This is a genomic window from Collinsella sp. CLA-JM-H32, from assembly GCF_040098165.1.
Lineage (GTDB): Bacteria > Actinomycetota > Coriobacteriia > Coriobacteriales > Coriobacteriaceae > Collinsella.
The window spans coordinates 26,907-44,158 of sequence record NZ_JBBNMZ010000015.1; the positions used below are offsets into that span (position 1 = coordinate 26,907).

Genomic DNA, 17,252 nt, shown 5'->3' on the forward strand with positions numbered 1-17,252 from the left:
CCCCTTTATGTTTGCCGGTATAAAGACCGCCCACCAGGTCGCTTCAAACTAAAAGGCCCCCGAGCAGTTCAATAGGCTGCTCGGGGGCCTTGTTGCATATGGCTGGATGATTTCTAGCCGACCGTATCGTCAGGCGTGGGCGAGGGGTCGGGAGTGGGCGTAGGCGTAGGCGTGCCGCCATCGCCGCCGGTCGAACCACCAGTGGAGCCGCCAGTCGAGCCACCGGTCGTACCGGTGTCGCCGGTGGTGTCGCCGCCCGTGGTCTCGGTGGTCGTGGTCGTCGTGGTAGTCGTTGTGGTAGTTTCCTCTTCGTCCTCGTTCTCGTCCTTGTCCTTGTCGTCGTTTTCCGTCTTCTTGGCGTTGTTGGTGCCGTAGAACTTCCAGACGCTGTTGTTCTTGTAGGTGGGCGCCGTTCCGGTCGCAAACTCCTCGCGCTCGGTACCGGTCAGAACGGTGTTCATAAACCGCTTAAAGACAGGCAGGTTGGTGCTGTCGCCCAGCAGGTCCGTGCCGTATTTTTGGATGGGGATCTCGCCCGCGGAATAGCCGGTCCACAGGGCGCACGCCAGCTGCGGGGTATAGCCGCAGAACCACAGGTTGGTGGTGTTGTCGGTGGTGCCTGTTTTGCCGGCATAGGGCTGGTTGACGCTCAGGGCGCCAGCAGCGCCCGTACCGCCGCCCTGCATGACGCCGGACAGAACATCGGTGACCGCGGCGGCCTCGCCCTCGGTGAGCACCTGTGAGGGATTGTCGGTGTGCTGGTACAGCACCGAACCGGTACGAGAGTCAATCTCGGTGATGGCGATCGGCTGGCGATAGTAGCCGCCGTTGGCAAACGTCGCGTAGGCGGCAGCCATCTCGAGCGGCGAGATCGAGCCGGTGCCGAGCGTCATGACGGGAACGTCCTCGATGTTGTCCTTGGCGGGATCGATGCCGAGCTTTTTGACGAGCGAGATGATCTTGCTGTTGCCGACGGCTTCCGCCACCTGGATGTAGCCGGTGTTGGAGGAGTATGCTGTCGCCTGCTTAAGCGTGATGTTGCCATAGCTATGGTTGGCGTAGTTTTGGACCTCGGTCGTGGTGCCCTTGGCCTTGAGCGGCGAGTTGCAGTTGAGGGTGACGTTGGGGTTCATGCCGTTTTGGATGGCAGTTGCCAGCGTAAAGGCCTTGAAGGTGGAGCCAACGGGGCGCTTCGCCGTAGCGTGGTTCACATGGTTCTCGTCGGCGTTGTAGTCGTAGCCGCCCACCATGCACTTGATGTAGCCGGTCTTGGGGTCGACGACGACCATGCCCATGTCCAGGCCGTCGAGCGAGAGCGTGTCGAGCTGCTCGCGGACGGCATTCTCTGCTACCTGCTGCATCGTGGGGTCGATGGTGGTCTTGACGGTCAGGCCGCCCTTAAAGAGCACGTCGGTCGAGAACTCCTGCTCCAGCAGCTGCTTAACATAGGCGACAAAGTAGGGCTGCGAGTATACGTCGACGCCGCTGCCCGAGATTTCGGTCACGTTGAGGGTGATGGGCTCGGCCTGTGCGGCATCGTGCTCCTCCTGCGTAATGTGGCCCAGGCGCAACATGTTGTCGAGGACCTTGTTGCGGCGAGACAGTGCCAGATCGGGATTGACCGTGGGGTCGTACTGCGAAGGCGAGTTGGGAAGGCCGATCAACAGTGCGGCTTCGCTCAGGGTGAGGTCGGCGGCGCTCTTGGACAGGTAGGTCTCGGCTGCGGCCTCGATGCCGTAGGCGCCGTGGCCGTAATAGATGGTGTTGAGGTACATCATGAGGATCTCGTCTTTGGAGTACATGTCCTCCATCTTTACGGCGATGTAGGCCTCGCGCACCTTACGCTCGATGGTCGAGTCGAACTGCTCCTCCTGCAGGATGGTGTTGCGCACCAGCTGCTGGGTGATAGTCGAGGCGCCTTCGTGCCCGCCGCCGAGGGTTGCCACCGCAGCACGCGCGATACCCCACAGGTCGATACCGCCGTGCTCGTAGAAGCGCTCGTCCTCGACGTCAACGGTGCCCTGCAGCACGTAGGGGGAGACCTCGTCCTTGGTGATGGACTTGCGGTTTTGCGTGTAGAAGCTCGCGATCTTGTTGCCGTTGCAGTCGACGATCTCGGTGGGCTCGCTCACCAGATACGCGTTGGCGTCGGTGTAGTCGGGCAGATCGGACAGCCAGCGGTTGACGTTGCCGACCATGCCGATGCCAAATGCCACGCCCGCAATCAGCAGAAAGCCCAAAAACGAGAGCAGGATTATGGGCAGGGCATGCGTCTTTGAACGGCTGCGTCCCTGTCGTTGGCGAGGACCCATATATTGACCTCCAGGTATGTCGTGCCGGACGGTGGATGTGCCGTCGGGGCAGGATGGACATAAGTTATTACACGATAAACCAAACGGGGCGCGCGAGGCCTCGTGTATGCTGGAAGACGGCATTTTTCAGAGTGAATGCATACCTTGGTAAGGAGTTTGTCGATGGCGATTCGGACGATGGGGCCGAGCGGACAATACGAGACTGGATTGGATGCTGCTGGTGCGGCGCTGCCCGAGTTGCTGGCGCCGGCGGGCGGGCTCGACCAGATGCTTGCGGCCATCGCCGCGGGTGCCGATGCCATCTATGCGGGGTTGGGCGGCTTTAACGCCCGTGTGAGCGCCCATGGCTTTACGGATAACGAGTTTGCGCGCGGCTGCGCCGTGGCGCATGCCCATGGCGTGCGTGTGTACGTAACGCTCAACGTGTTCGTGTTTGACGATGAGTTGTCCGACGCGGTGGTGTTGGGAGCTCATGCACTGGAGCTGGGCGCCGATGCTCTGATTGTCGCCGATGCCGGGTTGGCCTGCGCGCTGCGCGCGGCGATTCCCGGGGTCGAGATTCACCTGTCTACGCAGGCGGGCGTTCATAGCGAAGGCGCCGTGCGGCTTGCCGCCAATGAGCTGGGGGTCGAGCGCGTGACGACGGCACGCGAGCTGACGGTCGACGAGATTGCGGCGCTATGTGCCACGGGTGTGCCCATCGAGGTATTCTGCCACGGTGCGATTTGCATCGGCTATTCGGGGGCGTGCGAGTTCTCTGCCCTGCGGCGTGGGCGCTCGGCGATGCGCGGCGACTGCACGCAGCCGTGCCGTCTGGCGTACGACCTGGTGGACGAGGCGGGGCAGAGCGTTGTCGCCGTCGAGGGAGATCGCCTGCTGTGCCCGCGTGACTATCTGGGTATTGCGCATCTGCCCGAGCTTGTAGATGCCGGCGTGGCGTCGCTCAAGATCGAGGGGCGCATGAAGAACCCCGATTACGTATTCAACGTGGTGCGGGTGTGGCGCCGGGCACTCGATATGCTGCGCGACGGCGCGTGGGACCCCGATGCCGTGGAAGAGCTTGAACGCGAGCTGGGGAGCTCGTTTAACCGTGGGTTTACCGATGCGTACCTGCGAGGGCGTTCGGGTGCCGAGCTGATGAGCTTTGAGCGCGCAATTAACCAGGGCGTGCGCGTGGGGCGTTTGGTCGCTGTGGGCCACGAAGAGGTGACCGTTGAGCTCGACGCCGCCGTGGCGGCGGGTGACACGCTCGAGATCCGGTTTTATCCGGGTGTCGACGCGCGTCCCGATGTGCCCAAGCGCTGGCCGCAGGTGCCCTGCCCGGTGGATGCCGCAGCGGGGAAGCGCGTCGTCGTGCATTGCAAGCGTAAGGTGGACACGGGCTGCGAGGTATACCTGATTCGCAGCGCCGGCGTGTTGGATCAGACGGCGGCGGTGTTGGAGCGCATGCGGGCCGAGGCGGATGCGATTGCGCCCGTTGCACGTGCCGTTGAGGTACTGCCCTTTGAGGACGTTGTGGTGGATGGCGGTGCGTCGACGGAGTTGGTGGAGTGCGCGGTTCCCGCTCGCATGGTTTTTGCTTGGCAGCTGATGGATGCCGACCCGCGCGGAGAGCTCGATTTGTCCGACGCCGTTGTGGTGCTTGACGAGGTGTGCCGCACGGGTGACGCTGACCGGACCCGCTCACTGATGCAGCGCGCCGGGCGCGTCGTCTGCCGCAACCTAGGACAGGTGGTGATCGCTCGCGAGCTGGGCGTGACGTTTGACGTGGCGGAGCCGGTGTTCTGCGCGAATCGGGCCACGCTTACCTGGCTGCGCGGACTCGGTGCGGGGCGGGTGTACTTGCCGGCCGAGTTGCTCGGCAATGATGCGGAGCGTATTGCCGAACTGGCTGCTGAACCCGGCGTCTTGGGTCCGGTCGACGCCGACCGTCCCGAGCTTATGGTGTGCGAGCACTGCCTGCTGACCGCCGAGGGCGTCTGCGCCACCGATGCGACGGGGCGGGTCTGTTGCCGCGACTGTTTGCGTCGTCGGCAGGTACGCTATCTGGTCGAGCGTGACGGTACACGTCTGCCAGTTGCCATCGACGCATGCGGCAGGACGAGGATTTTCCTGTCGTAGGTGCTGCGTCGCGTCAGTTTGTTATCATATGAGAGTTTATGGACTTCCAGCACCGCCGTTTTCGGCGAGGGTGCTATAGCAAAAGGAGGATACCCAATGCTGTCTGTTGACGAGCAAATGCGTATCATCACCTCGGGCGCCGCGCAGATCGTTCCCGAGGCCGACCTTCGCAAGAAGCTTGAGAAGGGCGAGCCCCTCAACATCAAGCTCGGCGTCGACCCCACCAGCCCCGACCTGCACCTGGGCCACGCCGTGCCGCTGCGCAAGATGCGTCAGTTCCAGGACCTGGGCCACAACGTCACCCTCATCATCGGCAACGGTACCGCGTTGATTGGCGACCCTTCGGGCAAGAATTCCACCCGTCCGCAGCTTTCGCAGGAGCAGATCGAGGCCAATGCCGAGACCTACGTGAGCCAGGCCATGAAGATCCTGGATCCCGAGAAGACCACCATCGTGCACAACGGTGACTGGATCCTTTCGATGGATCTGGCCGGTCTGCTGCAGGTGTGCTCCAAGTTCACCGTCGCCCGCATCCTCGAGCGCGACGACTTTACCAAGCGCTACCAGTCTCAGACGCCGATCGCCCTGCATGAGTTCCTGTATCCCGTGATGCAGGCTTTCGACTCCGTGCAGATCAAGGCCGACGTCGAGATGGGCGGCACCGACCAGCTCTTCAACCTGCTCGCTGGCCGTGAGCTCATGGAGAAGATGGGCATGGAGCCGCAGATCGCGCTCACCATGCCGCTGCTCGAGGGTACCGACGGCGTGCGCAAGATGTCCAAGTCATACGGCAACTACATCGGCCTGACCGACGCGCCCAAGGACATGTTCGGCAAGACCATGTCCATCCCCGACGAGATGATCGGCAAGTACTATCGTCTGGCCAGCTCGCTCACCCCGGCCGAGGTCGACAAGATCGACGCCGCCCTGGCCGACGGCTCTGCCGATCCCTATGAGCTCAAGCGCGCTCTGGGTCGCGACCTGTGCGACACCTACCACGGCGCCGGTGCCGGCGACGAGGCTCAGGCCGAGTTCGACCGCGTGTTCAAGGAGGGCCAGCTCGCCGACTTCCCCGAGAAGCACGTTGAGCTGACTGTTAACGACGAGGGCCAGATCTACCTCGCCGGCCTGCTCAAGGACTTGGGTCTTTCGGCGAGCGCCGGCCAGGCTCGGCGCGATATCGACGGCGGCGGCGTCAAAATCAACGGCAAGGCCGTGGCTCCCAAGAGCTATAACATCGATCCCAGCGCCCTCAAGCTGGGCGACACCCTTTCTGTGGGTAAGCGCAAGGGCTTCAAATTGGTCTAGCAAGTAGGTCAACTTAACATGTGCAATAGGGCCGCAGCCGGGAATCCCGACTGCGGCCTTTTTTGGCACTTGGGGACGTTCCTTTTGTGCCGGCACTTTGGGACACTCCTTGTCATTGGTGCAAAGTAACCTGCCCCCATTGCGCCAAGCGGCGTGTGCCGTTAAGCGGAGAGGCGTATTGTTGACCCATCGTTTGGGCATACAATGGCTATTGGTTTGCTGCGGTGAAGGTCTGTCCGCTCCGCAGCTTTTTTCTACGGTTAAAGGAGTATGTATGTCCGTTGAGGTCATGAGGTCTGTGATCGAGGCCGCCGAGGGGCGCGTGCCCGTCGACACGCTGTTTACCAATGCGCAGATTGTCGACGTGTATGGCCAGCGTGTGGCGCCCGGTAGCGTTGCCGTCAAGGACGGTGTAATCGTCGGCGTGCTCTACGATGGTCGCGACGATGCCGCTGGCACCTACGAGGCAACTGAGGTCATCGACTGCCAGGGTCGCTATCTCACTCCCGGTTTTATTGACGGGCATCTGCATATCGAGTCTTCGAACATCCGTCCCGCCGAGTATGCTCGCATGGCCGCGACGCGCGGTACTACCACTGCCATTGCCGACAGCCACGAGATTGCCAATGTTGCCGGTCTCGACGGCTTGCGCTTTATGATCGAGGATGGCCGCCGCGCACCCATCTCCATCAAGTACATGATGCCTTCGTGCGTGCCCGCGCTGCCCGACGAGCAGGCCGGTGCCGTTATTTCGGCTGCCGATATGCAGGCGTTTTTTGCCGAGCATCCAGGCGATGTCTTTGGTCTGGGCGAAATGATGAACCTGCCGGGCGTCTTTATGGCCGACCCCGAGACCTGCGCTCGCATCGATGCTGCCAACCAGACGCCGTCCAAGCAGGTTGACGGCCACGCGCCGCTCGTTGCCGGTAAGGACCTCAATGCCTATGCCGCAGCGGGCATTATCGCCGACCACGAGTCGACGATTCCCGAGGAGGCACTCGACAAGCTATCCCGCGGCATGTATGTGATGCTGCGTGAGGGCACGTGCAGCCACGACCTGGCCAATTTGTCCCCGATGCTGCTGGAGAATCCTGCCCGCGCCCGCCGCTGCTGCTTTGCGACCGACGATCGCGCTCCCTCCGATGCTCTTTCGACCGGCATGATCGACAATGCCTGCCGCGTGGCTATCGAGGCCGGTATCGACCCCGTGGTCGCCATCTCTATGGCGTCCCTTTCCACGGCTGAGGCATTTGGCCTGGACCACGGCTGCCGCGACCCGCACGAGCTCCGCGGCGCGATCGCTCCGGGCAAGCGCGCCGACCTGCTGGTGCTCGATGACCTGACCTTTGCCACGGCCCCGCATCGCGTATATGCCGCCGGTGCTCTGGTGGCGCAGGATGGCACCTTTGTGGGCGAGATCGCACCCGAGACGGCCGAGGTCGCAGCGCTTGCCGATGAGCTGCGTGCTTCCGTTAAGCTGCCGAAGCTATCGCTCGACGTGTTCGACTATGCCTTTAAGCCGGGCGAGGCGGTTATCGATGTGATCCCGGGCATGGCTATCACGGGCATGGTCCGTCCCGAGAGCGCCGAGGACTTGCGTCGCATTATGCTTATCGAGCGCCATGGCCGCGGCGTGTCGCTGCAGGCCGAGGGCGCCGATGGCGACGGTCCCGCCGGCATGGGGCTCGTCGGCAAGCATATCGGTCGCGGCTGGGTGCGCGGTTTCACCATCACGGGCGGTGCCATTGCCTCCACGATCGGCCACGACTCGCACAACGTGTGCGTGGTGGGCGACAACGCTGCCGATATGATGACTGCCGTTGAGGCCGTGGGCCAGGGCGGCCACGTGCTGGTGCGCAACGGCGAGGTCGTGGCGCGCATTCCGCTGGCGCTCGGTGGCCTGATGAGCGAGGGCACGGCCGAGGACGTTGCCGCGCAGCACGATGACTTTATGGTCAAGGCGCGCGCCATGGGTATTGAGCCGCCGCTCGACCCCATCATGGGCATCATCTTCCTGCCCCTGCCGGTCATCCCGACGCTCCGCATCCGCCCCGAGGGCATGTTCGACGTTACAACCTTCACCTACGCCGACTAGTCATCGGGGACGTTCTTAAACGACTAGTCATTGGGGACGCTCTTTGGCGGGCTGCCTGACGCCGCGACCGTAGGGCCTCTGGCATGTGTGAGCTATTTGCCAGGTCCTTGTAACGTTTACGCCCGCGGAGTCTTATTTGAGCTCCCTTTGGGTACGTTGGAATCGGATATGCGTTCGATTCCAACAAGCCCGAAGGGAGCTTTTCATTGTTTAAACTGATTGCATCCGATATGGACGGCACACTGCTTGACGAAAACGGCCAGGTGCCTCCCGAGACCTACGAACTGATTCTGGCGCTACACGAGCATGGCGTGCATTTCGCTGCATCGTCAGGTCGTCGCTACGATCGCCTGTGCGAGTTCTTTGCGCCCGTTCGCGACAAGATGGACTTTGTCGCCGCTAACGGCGCCCAGGTCTACGCCGACGGTAAGATGATAGACCGTGAGGTGTATTCCCACCTGGCGATTCGAAGGCTCGCCCAAGCCGTCAGGACGTTTCCCAATCTGCATCTTGCGCTCTTTGACCGAACCAAGTCCTTCCTGCTCGATGACGAGTGCAAGTTCGTGCGTGAGGTCGATAAGGACCTTCCCAATGCCGAGCGCATTTGGGAGCTGCCCGATCCCAGCGTAAATATCATCAAAGCGAGTATCTTTTGCGACGACAGTGCGGTTATGGACAGCGCGTACGTGCTACAGCGCGAACTTGGTCAGCTCTTTACTTTTGCGCCTTCGGGCAACGCGTGGATCGATGCCATGCAGCCTGGTGTGTCGAAGGCCTCGGGTATCGCGCAGCTCGCGGAGCATTACGGCATTGGTCGCGACGAGGTCATGGCGTTTGGCGACTCGATGAACGACTACGAGATCATTCGCTTTGTCGGCACGGGCTGCGCGATGGAAAACGCGCGCCCCGCGCTCAAGGCGGTGGCCGATCGTGTGGTGGGTTGTAACCGCGACCACGCCGTCCAGCAGGAGCTCCGTCGCGTGCTGGAGAGTCTCTCCTAATCCGGCAGATGGGGACGTTCCCTTTCTGCCGACAGTGGGGGACAGTCCTTGCGGCTTTTTGCGAAGAGTGTCCCCAACGACTAGTCGTTTAAGAACGTCCCCAATGACTAGGCGAGGGCGTCCATGATGGTGCGGGCGACGCCGTCGTGGTCGTTGTCGTATTCGGTGATGGCGTCGGCGGCCTCGCGATCTTCGGGCTCGGCGTTGATCATGGCCATGCCATGGCCCGCTGCCTGCAGCATGGGGATGTCGTTGATGTTGTCACCGAACGCCCAGGCGTCGGCGAGACGCTCGCCCAGGTGCTCGCATAGCCACGTGAGGGCCGTTCCCTTGGTGGCGCCCTCGCCCATGACCTCGATATTCATGGCGTACGAACGCGTGACCTCAATGCCTCCGAGCGTGTCGAGCTCCGCCGCGATGGCGTCGCGATCGGCCGGGTCGTGCCAGTACATGGCGATGCGTTCGAGCGTCTCGACCTCGTCGATCTTGCTGTCGATATCCATGTCGATCGGTGTTCGTGTGCGCTTGAGCGAAGCTGCGATGTGGGGGTCGCCGCCGCAGAACTCATCCAGGCGCGTGTAGAGCGAGTGGGGGAGGAAGCACTGCCCGTCCGCGAAGATATCGAAGGTCACATCGTGGCCGGCGGCGATGCGGCGGATGCGATGGGCAATGCCGCAATCGAGCGGTCGGCTCAAGATGCGCGTGGCGCGCGAGGCGTCGGTGGGCACATCGTCGTCGAGCTGCCAGACGCTGGCGCCATTGGCGCAGACGGCATAGTGCACGGCGGGATGGGCGAGGATGGGCTCAAAGATGCCCGACAGCGGACGTCCCGTGCAGGGCACAAATTCAATCCCGCGTCGAGCGAGCTCGTCGAGCATCGCCCAGGTGGCATCGCTCATCTGCTTATCGCTCGTCAACAGCGTTCCATCCATATCGGAAAACACAATCATTTGATGCAGCCCTTTCTGCTGGCATAAAAAGCGTGGCCGAGGGCGGTGATGCCCTGGCCACGCTCGGGTTCTATAACGGTCCGCGTCCTAGCGGTCGGCGAGCGGCTTGTATTCCAGCGGCTCGATCACCGGACGGTATGCCGGGCGGATGATGCGATGCGCGCAGAAGAGCTCTTCCATGCGGTGTGCCGACCAGCCGGCCATGCGGGCGACGGCGAAAAGCGGCGTAAAAAGCGTCTCGGGCACGCCGAGCATCTTGTAGATAAAGCCTGTGTACAGGTCGATGTTGGCGCAGATAGGCTTGGTCATGCCGTGGTCGCGCATCACCTGCGGTGCCAGGCGCTCGATGCGCTCGATGAGTGCGAACTCTTCGCCCAAGTCCTTCTTGGCTGCCAGTGAGCGCGCGTAACGGCGGCAGACCTCGGCGCGCGGGTCGCTGAGCGTATAGACGGCGTGGCCCATGCCGTAGATGAGGCCCGTGCCGTCGAAGGCCTGCTTGTCGAGGATCTTGCCCAGGTAGGCCGCGACCTCGTCCTCGTCCTCCCAGTTGGAGACATGCGCGCGGATGTCCTCGTGCATAGACACGACCTTGGCATTGGCGCCGCCGTGGCGCGGGCCCTTGAGCGAGCCGATAGCCGCGGCGTAGGCGGAATACGGGTCGGTGGCCGAAGACGACAGCACGCGGCAAGCGAAGGTGGAGTTGTTGCCGCCGCCGTGCTCGGCATGCAGCATGAGCATAACGTCGAGCAGCATCGCCTCATCGCGGGTGAACGCCATGCCGCCGCGCAGGACCTGTAGGATGGTCTCGGCGGTGGAGAGACCGGGCGTAGGGTGCGGCACGTGAACCTCGGAGCCGCGAAGCTTGGCGACCGAGGCCATGTGTGCGAAGGCGGCGATGCGCGGGAGACGTGCGAGCATGGAAATGGCGACGTCGATTTCGTGCTCAGGCGTGATCACGTCTGGTTCGGCATCGAAGGCGTAGAGCAGCAGTACGGCGCGCTGGAGCACGTTCATGATGCTCGACGACACCGTGGTCATAGGGAACTCTTTAACGTACTCGTCGCTCAGATGTCTAAAGGCGCCCAGGCGCTCGCAAAAGCCGTCGAGCTCTTCCTTGTTGGGCAGCGAGCCCGTGATAAGCAGATAGGCGACTTCTTCGTAGCCGTAGCGATTCTCGGCCTGGGCATTGTTGACCAGATCCTCGATGCTGTAGCCGCGAAGCGTGAGCTTGCCCTGATCGGGCACGACCTTTCCGTCGACCTTGTTGTAGCCGTGCACATCCGAGATACGAGTGAGGCCCGCGACCACGCCCGAGCCGTCGGCATTGCGCAGGCCGCGCTTGACATTGTGCTCTTCGAACAAGCCCTCGTCATAAGGGTCGGTCGGCAGGCCGTGGTAGAGGCTTTCGCTCTCAGACGAAATCTGGCGGCTTGCTTCGTAATCCAGAACCAGTCGGCTCAAGTGGTCATCGAAGCGGTAATAGATTTTCTTGGCGTCGTAGGCCATGCGCGCTCCTCTCCGGGCCGCATCGGGGTGGCTTGCATGGGCATGCGCGCGTCAGGCTATCCCCAGCGGCTTGTTCGCTACAGGCGGTACATAAAGTTAAAGACGTCCTCGCGCTGGATGGACACGTTGACGCCCGAAAGCTCGCCGGCCTCGGCCAGGGCCTTCTGCAGCTCAGCGAAGTCGAGCTTGGACTCGGCGGTATCGGCCAGCATGGTCATGGTGAAGATGTCCTCGATAATGGACTGCGTGATGTCGCGGATGTCGACGTTGGCCTCGCCCAGGACGCGGGTGACGCCGGCGACGATGCCGGGGCGGTTCTTGCCAAGGACGGTGATGACGATACGGGAGGACGAGATCTCGGCCATGGGAAACCCTTTCGCGTGATTGCGGCGCGCGCGGGGCGCTCCGCTACGGTACAGTGTTCATCATTGTACCTGTCTGGCGCAAAAAAGGCGCGCTCGCTGCGGCGTTACATGCCTGCAACATGAGCGTAAGGGGGAAGGCCGTACGGGGAAGAGCCGTCTGGCGCGTGTCCGGCTCGTGTTGGGTTGATTTCCGATCTCAGCCGAACACATTGAGCGGACAGGCCGTTCCCGCAGTCAGCCGAACGCCTCCGACGGCTGATTCCGAACTGGAAGCGGAGGGCATCCCCGCCCTTCGGTAGGGGATACCGCTCCGCGGCGCATGCCGCGGGCGGCGCCCCTATCGGACCACCGTGACCTCAGTTGGGATGGGCCCAGCACTGCCGCGTACTCGGTGAGCTAGAGCCAACTGTTCGTCTTCACGTCGCGTATGGCGATATTTCGGTCGTCCGGCTCGGTGATGCCGTAGCCGAACGCCTGGAGCGTCTCGATGGACTCCTGGATCCTCTGTTGGAACATGGGACCCGGATCGACCCTCGGCCCGAGGTGCCCGCGCCAAAGGCACGGCGTGGCGCGCAGCATGTTATGGATTTTGGAGATGGGCTCGATGTCGGCGTAGACGTTGAGCGTCGCCATGGCGTCCTTGTGGCCGAGGATCGATTGGAGCGCCTTGATATCGCCGCCTTGGCGGATCCACTGCGTTGCGAACGTGTGGCGAAGGCCGTGGAACGTGATCAGCTCGTCGTTGGTGCCCATGAGGCCGTTGGTCTCCGAGAACGTCTTGAACGCCCTGCGGATATAGCTTGTCGTCGCGAAGGTCGCGCCCGGCTCCGACAGGATGTAGCAGTCCCCGATCTCGACCGCCCCGGTAAGGCCGCGCAAGCGCAGCTTTCCGCAGTCGATCTCGTGGGTCTCCTTCAGGAAGGGGAGTAGGCCGACCGGGTCGATGGGGATACCCCTGGCGTCATGGGTCTTGGTGTCCTTGATGAACGAACCCATTCCCTTCGCGTACGCCACCGAGTGTCTGATCGAGATCAGGCCCGTCTCGAAATCCACATCGCACCACCGAAGGCCGCAGACCTCGCCGATTCGCATCCCCGTGTGCAGGGCGAGTACGACCGCCCTCTAATCCTCGGCGGACCAATCGAGTCCGAACTCCTTTCGGGCATCCTCTTCGCTCATGACTTCGAGAAGGTCTCCGGGTTGGCAACGAAGGGCGAGGCATAGCTGCTCGAGTGTGTTGAAGCGAATGCCGCGAATATGCCCTTTTTTAATACGGGACAGGTTCACGGGCGTGGTTCCAATCCTTTCGGCAAGTTCGTTCGAGGAAATCTTTCGCTCGGCCATGATCTTGTCGAGGCGAACAATTACGGGCATGGCGTTTCCTTACGCAATCTCGTCGGAGTCGAGGTACAGCTCTCGGGCGTACAAGAAGAGCTGGGAAAGCATGAACAGGACGATGCCGAGAACCAGAGAGGTCCAATCGAATGATGAAGCGATCTCTTGGGCGCCGACGGCCCCCTCGCCGCCAAACATCGAAACGGAGGTTTTGAGTGAGCCGGCGTAGAGGCTGGTGGCAGCTTGAACAACGAAGAGAATGCCGAGCACCTTCAAGCATGTCGCAGACCCTTTCTTGAAGGGGTCTGCGCTCTTGATCGTCCACACGAGAACGGCGCTGAGGATGGTCGTAGCGATACCGATGACGGCAGGGACCAATGTCGAGATCGCAAGGGCTGGATACGCGGGGGAGTCTGCAATTACAGGGTTGTCGAGCACTTCGATTGCTGGCTTTAAGGAGAACGCCACTTGTGCGATGGCGGTGGCGCAAAGGGTCGCAGAGGCTATCGCACATGCGATGCGGAAGGAATGAAGCCGGGGAGTGCGATTGTCGGAACTCATAATAACCTCCGAAGAATTTAAAAAATTCAGGTTACTTTTTAACAGTTTATGTTAAATTGAATTTGCCGGCAAGTAATCACAGCATACTGCAACCGAAGCCCCTCTAGATTGGAGAGGATTATGTTCAGTACTGTTAAGTCGTGTAAGCTCTTGGTTTTCCTCGGCCTCGCTCTTTGTCTGTTGCTGCCGGGAGCCCCCGCTTTTGCGGATACCCCGATGCCTCCTTCCCAGGAGAGCAGCCAGTGTGCCCTCGTTGAGCCCCTCGGGTATACGGACGACGTCGTCGATACCTACTGGAGCTACAGCTGTCCTCGCGGCGTAAGCGGGCACAGCATCTCGATGTTCAACATCTCTTACAAGACGATCTCCTACCGAAATGGCTATCGCCGATCCGCGCATCATAGGGAATCCCGCCTCGCTGCAATGTGCTCCTGTGGTGTTCTTGGCACAACTGATAAATGGCAATTTGTCTATAGCACCTACTAGATGCGAGGAAGGGCCGAGCATTTTGTTCGGCCCCTCTGTTCCGACTGGATGAGGTTAAGGTTGGCGATGAATATGCTCAAAATCTCGAAGGCGATCTTTAGGTCGCTTCTCTCCTCCAGGTCGCTCTGTGTTGTCGTTGTTGCGTTGATGGTTCTTTGTACTCTGCCCGTCTTCAGGAGCGCGGCTGGCATCGACGGACGGGTCGAATACCTCGAGTCGGGAATAACCCGTGTTGAGCAGGAATTGTCAGCATCCTATGCGGATGCGCTTGTGAATGCGGGGGAGGACGGTGTCTATACCTCTTCATCAAGCATGCCCGCGCTTCTGTACCCTCTTGCCGCGGGACGTCTTATCTTGGCACCGCTCTCTCCCCTACTTCCGTTTCTGCAGATATCGGATGGAGAGTACACCTATTATGACGGATCGAAGGAGTACTTGCTATGGGTCGCAACGGCCGTTGCCGTCTCGTTCCTTGCCGCGCGTCTTAACAAACGTGAAAAGCTCATCATCCAGGCACCGATGGGCGAGCTGGGTAGACTTGTTGCATCGAGCGTATGGGCGAGTGTTTTTGCAATGCTTGCCGTCCTCGCCATCAATCTTCCAGGGATAATCGCCGCGCTTGTGAAGAATGGCCCGGGCTCGCCGTTCTATCCGATAGGCTACATTCAATATGCGACTCCGGTTATCAAACCGGCTTGGCTGGTGTTCGCGCAGACGGCCATCTTGCAATTCTTGGTGGCAGCGTTCATCTCGCTTGTCGTTCACCTTGCCGTGAAGATTGCCAATAACCCTACGCTTGGAATCGTGTTCGTATGTGCCCTGATGGGGGTGACGATGGTTCCCGGGTATTACGGAAGATCCATCGCTTTACGTGAGTTCGCCCTGTTGAATCCCCTTACGTATGCGAACACTGAGTTGACCGTCGGCGCCTATAGCCCGTACCCGACAACGCAGATAGTGAATCTGCCTGGACTTTGCTTCGAGCGTGGCGCGATTGCCCTCGTATGCGCAATCGGGATCGAGGTGCTGGCAATTAGCCTGCTTTGCGTTGCTGGAAAGAGCGGCTGCGCGTGCCCGATATCCCCGATTTGTCTTGAGAGAGGTTCCTTCACTGCATCGAGAACGGCAACTCGTTCGAGCGCTTGTGCCTCCGCCGTTGCATACGTAAGAACGATGGGGAAACTGCTCCTGCGTTCTCCTACCCTCGCCGTATGCGCGATTGCAATGTCGACGACGATGCTGGCCCCGGCTCTGGTCGAGATGTTTCCTGACGCTGATAACGTTTCCGCTGTTCGGTATAGGGATGGGGAGCTCCGTTCAATAGATCGGTATCTAGAGCAGAACGCTGCGAATATGGACGTCGAGGGCAAAGCGGCCCTGGAAGACATGCGGGATGCTCTTTCGGGTTTCGTGTACGCGCCTATGCCTGCGGAGGGGTTTCGAAGCCTTGCGACGTACGAGCGCGCTCGAGGTGAGCTGGGCGCGGCAGATGCGACTCTCCTGCAATCGATCGGAATCGAGCCGGAGACTCCTTCTCGTGCGGAGGCGCGCGCCCTTCTGCTTGAGTCGATCGCGAGCTTGCCGGACCCCAAGGTTTACGAGTTAAGTACGAAGATGCCCCCATTAATCCTCCTTTCGTATCTCCAGGCAGCGCTTCCCTCCTTATTTTTGCTGTTGCCCGTGGTTGTCACATCGCTCGCGTGCACCCACCTGCAGTGTCGTTCCCTTCTGGTTCTCCAGATCCCCGCAACAGCGCATGTGCGTTTTCTGACGGCTGTTGCGCTGGCTCTCCTGCTTGGCTTGGTGCTGCTTTTGGTGTCGATGGTTCCCGCTGTCGTTGTGTCCGTGATTAAGAACGGTGCGGGTGGATCGGAGTATCCCGTCGCTCTCATTCGGGCGGGAGCTTCGACAACGTCCACGGTGGGGGAGGCGGTGTTGTGCAGTATTCCGTTGCTGGTCATGGCATACGGCGTGATTTCCGTCGTCGCTGCGTTGACAGCAGCGATTAGCCGCAACCCCGTTGTCACCGGAATGGTTTGCGCGGTTCTCTTGGTGTTGGGTTCGTTGAGCGCTCATGTTGAAAGCGTGGGCATGGGCGTCGCGCTGCTGGCTCCATTCGCCTCGTTTGATCCCGCTTCCCAGGTGGGGACGATTGGGTTCCTTGGGCGAGGGACGAACGCGATGCCTTTTGGAGAGGTCGTCGGCGCATCGGGCGCTCTGCTGGTGGTCTTGGGCGCCGTATCTCCGTTGATGGTGCGCCTGAGTGTTCCAAAGATCGAAAGGGGATGATCTCGATGATTGACCTTCAAACGCTGACGATCTCTTATGGAAAGAAGGTGCTCGTAGATTCGGTGAACGCTGAGTTTGCCCCGGGTACGGTCTACGGTCTCGTCGCTCCGAACGGGCATGGAAAGACGACGTTGCTGCGTGCGATGGCAGGTTTGCCGGGTCCTCGCGTGGACGGGAGCATCGTTCTGGATGAGGTGCAGGGTACGGGTGCGAGAGAGGTCCGTTCTATGATCTTCTATGCACCTGGTGAGGGGACGCTGCTGTATCCCGGATTGCGTGCGGAAGATCACCTCAAGATGGTTTGCGATATGTGGCCGCATGCTCGCGATATCGAAGAGATAGTGGAACAAACGCAGATAGGCGAGTTCGCGAAGATGAGGATCCGCACTCTGAGCCAGGGCATGAAGCAGCAGCTTACCCTGGCGATTGCGTATGCGACGGGCGCGCGGTACCTTCTATTAGATGAGCCCATGAACGCGCTCGACCCCAGCAGGGTGGACTTGCATTCCGAGATTCTCAGGAAGCTGGCCGATTCTGGTACGTGCATCATCATGTCATCCCACATCTTGGATTCGGTCGATAGGCTGTGCGATGAGATTCTGTTTTTGAAGGATGGGAGGCTCATTAGAAGCATTCCGCAAGATGATGCTGCGCCGAAGTCTCCTGGATCCCATATCGCAAAGCCTGCCGGACGCGCCGAGGGTGCGCTAAGCACGTATCGGCGACTCTACGAAAAGGGCGGGTAGAAATGCAAGTTAAAAATCTATGTGGCCAATGTGATACCGTTGAACCCGCATATCGATACCGCTCAGCCATTCGCCTCGCCCCCGTCGCACGCATCTTCATCCGGTCTGTTACTTTTAATCTAACAATTCTTTGAGGAACGTAGGTGCTTCTAAATGTACTGTCGACTGCTTCTCAAA

13 protein-coding genes are annotated in these 17,252 nt (G+C 60.8%); 6 read left to right on the forward strand and 7 right to left on the reverse strand.

All coding sequences use genetic code 11. The annotated features are described in order from the left end of the window. Nucleotides 1-113 precede the first annotated feature (113 nt). Entirely contained in the window at nt 114-2,312 is a 2,199-nt protein-coding gene (locus AAA021_RS08870; protein WP_349088922.1) for a PBP1A family penicillin-binding protein, read from the reverse strand. 162 nt (nt 2,313-2,474) lie between these two features. Here AAA021_RS08870 and AAA021_RS08875 point away from each other — a divergent pair, with 162 nt between their 5' ends. From AAA021_RS08875 to AAA021_RS08890, 4 genes are all read left to right on the forward strand, one after another. Next, nucleotides 2,475-4,433, forward strand: a complete 1,959-nt coding sequence (locus tag AAA021_RS08875; RefSeq protein WP_349088923.1) for a U32 family peptidase — start codon at nt 2,475-2,477, stop codon at nt 4,431-4,433. 96 nt (nt 4,434-4,529) lie between these two features. Further along, on the forward strand, nt 4,530-5,741 hold the full coding sequence (gene tyrS / locus AAA021_RS08880) for a tyrosine--tRNA ligase (RefSeq protein ID WP_035137437.1): 1,212 nt from the start codon (nt 4,530-4,532) through the stop codon (nt 5,739-5,741). 274 nt (nt 5,742-6,015) lie between these two features. Continuing rightward, complete coding sequence (locus AAA021_RS08885; RefSeq protein WP_349088925.1) at nt 6,016-7,836, forward strand: adenine deaminase C-terminal domain-containing protein; 1,821 nt, start codon at nt 6,016-6,018, stop codon at nt 7,834-7,836. 206 nt (nt 7,837-8,042) lie between these two features. Then, nucleotides 8,043-8,837: an HAD family hydrolase gene (locus tag AAA021_RS08890; protein WP_349088926.1), complete on the forward strand. Its 795-nt coding sequence runs from the start codon at nt 8,043-8,045 to the stop codon at nt 8,835-8,837. Between the two features lie 107 nt (nt 8,838-8,944). On the opposite strand, the gene AAA021_RS08895 is transcribed toward AAA021_RS08890, so the two are convergent. From AAA021_RS08895 to AAA021_RS08920, 6 genes are all read right to left on the reverse strand, one after another. Continuing rightward, a complete protein-coding gene (locus AAA021_RS08895; RefSeq protein ID WP_349088928.1) occupies nt 8,945-9,787 on the reverse strand; it encodes a Cof-type HAD-IIB family hydrolase in 843 nt (280 codons plus the stop codon). Nucleotides 9,788-9,874: 87 nt separating this feature from the next. Beyond that, complete coding sequence (locus tag AAA021_RS08900; protein ID WP_006235288.1) at nt 9,875-11,293, reverse strand: citrate synthase; 1,419 nt, start codon at nt 11,291-11,293, stop codon at nt 9,875-9,877. A 77-nt stretch (nt 11,294-11,370) separates the two neighbouring features. After that, nucleotides 11,371-11,658, reverse strand: a complete 288-nt coding sequence (locus AAA021_RS08905; RefSeq protein ID WP_006235289.1) for an ACT domain-containing protein — start codon at nt 11,656-11,658, stop codon at nt 11,371-11,373. Between the two features lie 396 nt (nt 11,659-12,054). Next, nucleotides 12,055-12,762: a site-specific integrase gene (locus AAA021_RS08910; RefSeq protein ID WP_255360342.1), complete on the reverse strand. Its 708-nt coding sequence runs from the start codon at nt 12,760-12,762 to the stop codon at nt 12,055-12,057. An 18-nt stretch (nt 12,763-12,780) separates the two neighbouring features. After that, nucleotides 12,781-13,032 (reverse strand): helix-turn-helix transcriptional regulator, encoded by a 252-nt coding sequence (locus tag AAA021_RS08915; RefSeq protein WP_006235292.1) that lies wholly within the window; start codon nt 13,030-13,032, stop codon nt 12,781-12,783. Between the two features lie 9 nt (nt 13,033-13,041). Next, the gene (locus AAA021_RS08920; RefSeq protein ID WP_147336061.1) at nt 13,042-13,554 is read right to left on the reverse strand and encodes a hypothetical protein; all 513 of its coding nucleotides are present in this window, start codon (nt 13,552-13,554) and stop codon (nt 13,042-13,044) included. Between the two features lie 552 nt (nt 13,555-14,106). Between AAA021_RS08920 and AAA021_RS08925 the strand changes: the two genes are divergently transcribed. Then, a complete protein-coding gene (locus tag AAA021_RS08925) occupies nt 14,107-16,329 on the forward strand; it encodes a hypothetical protein (RefSeq protein ID WP_349088931.1) in 2,223 nt (740 codons plus the stop codon). A 5-nt stretch (nt 16,330-16,334) separates the two neighbouring features. Next, entirely contained in the window at nt 16,335-17,075 is a 741-nt protein-coding gene (locus AAA021_RS08930) for an ABC transporter ATP-binding protein (RefSeq protein WP_349088933.1), read from the forward strand. Nucleotides 17,076-17,252 lie beyond the last annotated feature (177 nt).

Excerpts from the sequence above, each read along its gene's own strand:
- AAA021_RS08885 (WP_349088925.1), top strand. The coding sequence starts at position 6,016 with ATGTCCGTTGAGGTCATGAGGTCTGTGATCGAGGCCGCCGAGGGGCGC.
- AAA021_RS08900 (WP_006235288.1), bottom strand. The coding sequence starts at position 11,293 with ATGGCCTACGACGCCAAGAAAATCTATTACCGCTTCGATGACCACTTG.
- AAA021_RS08930 (WP_349088933.1), top strand. The coding sequence starts at position 16,335 with ATGATTGACCTTCAAACGCTGACGATCTCTTATGGAAAGAAGGTGCTC.
- AAA021_RS08905 (WP_006235289.1), bottom strand. The coding sequence starts at position 11,658 with ATGGCCGAGATCTCGTCCTCCCGTATCGTCATCACCGTCCTTGGCAAG.
- AAA021_RS08920 (WP_147336061.1), bottom strand. The coding sequence starts at position 13,554 with ATGAGTTCCGACAATCGCACTCCCCGGCTTCATTCCTTCCGCATCGCA.
- AAA021_RS08915 (WP_006235292.1), bottom strand. The coding sequence starts at position 13,032 with ATGCCCGTAATTGTTCGCCTCGACAAGATCATGGCCGAGCGAAAGATT.
- AAA021_RS08875 (WP_349088923.1), top strand. The coding sequence starts at position 2,475 with ATGGCGATTCGGACGATGGGGCCGAGCGGACAATACGAGACTGGATTG.
- AAA021_RS08895 (WP_349088928.1), bottom strand. The coding sequence starts at position 9,787 with ATGATTGTGTTTTCCGATATGGATGGAACGCTGTTGACGAGCGATAAG.
- AAA021_RS08870 (WP_349088922.1), bottom strand. The coding sequence starts at position 2,312 with ATGGGTCCTCGCCAACGACAGGGACGCAGCCGTTCAAAGACGCATGCC.
- AAA021_RS08925 (WP_349088931.1), top strand. The coding sequence starts at position 14,107 with ATGAATATGCTCAAAATCTCGAAGGCGATCTTTAGGTCGCTTCTCTCC.
- tyrS (WP_035137437.1), top strand. The coding sequence starts at position 4,530 with ATGCTGTCTGTTGACGAGCAAATGCGTATCATCACCTCGGGCGCCGCG.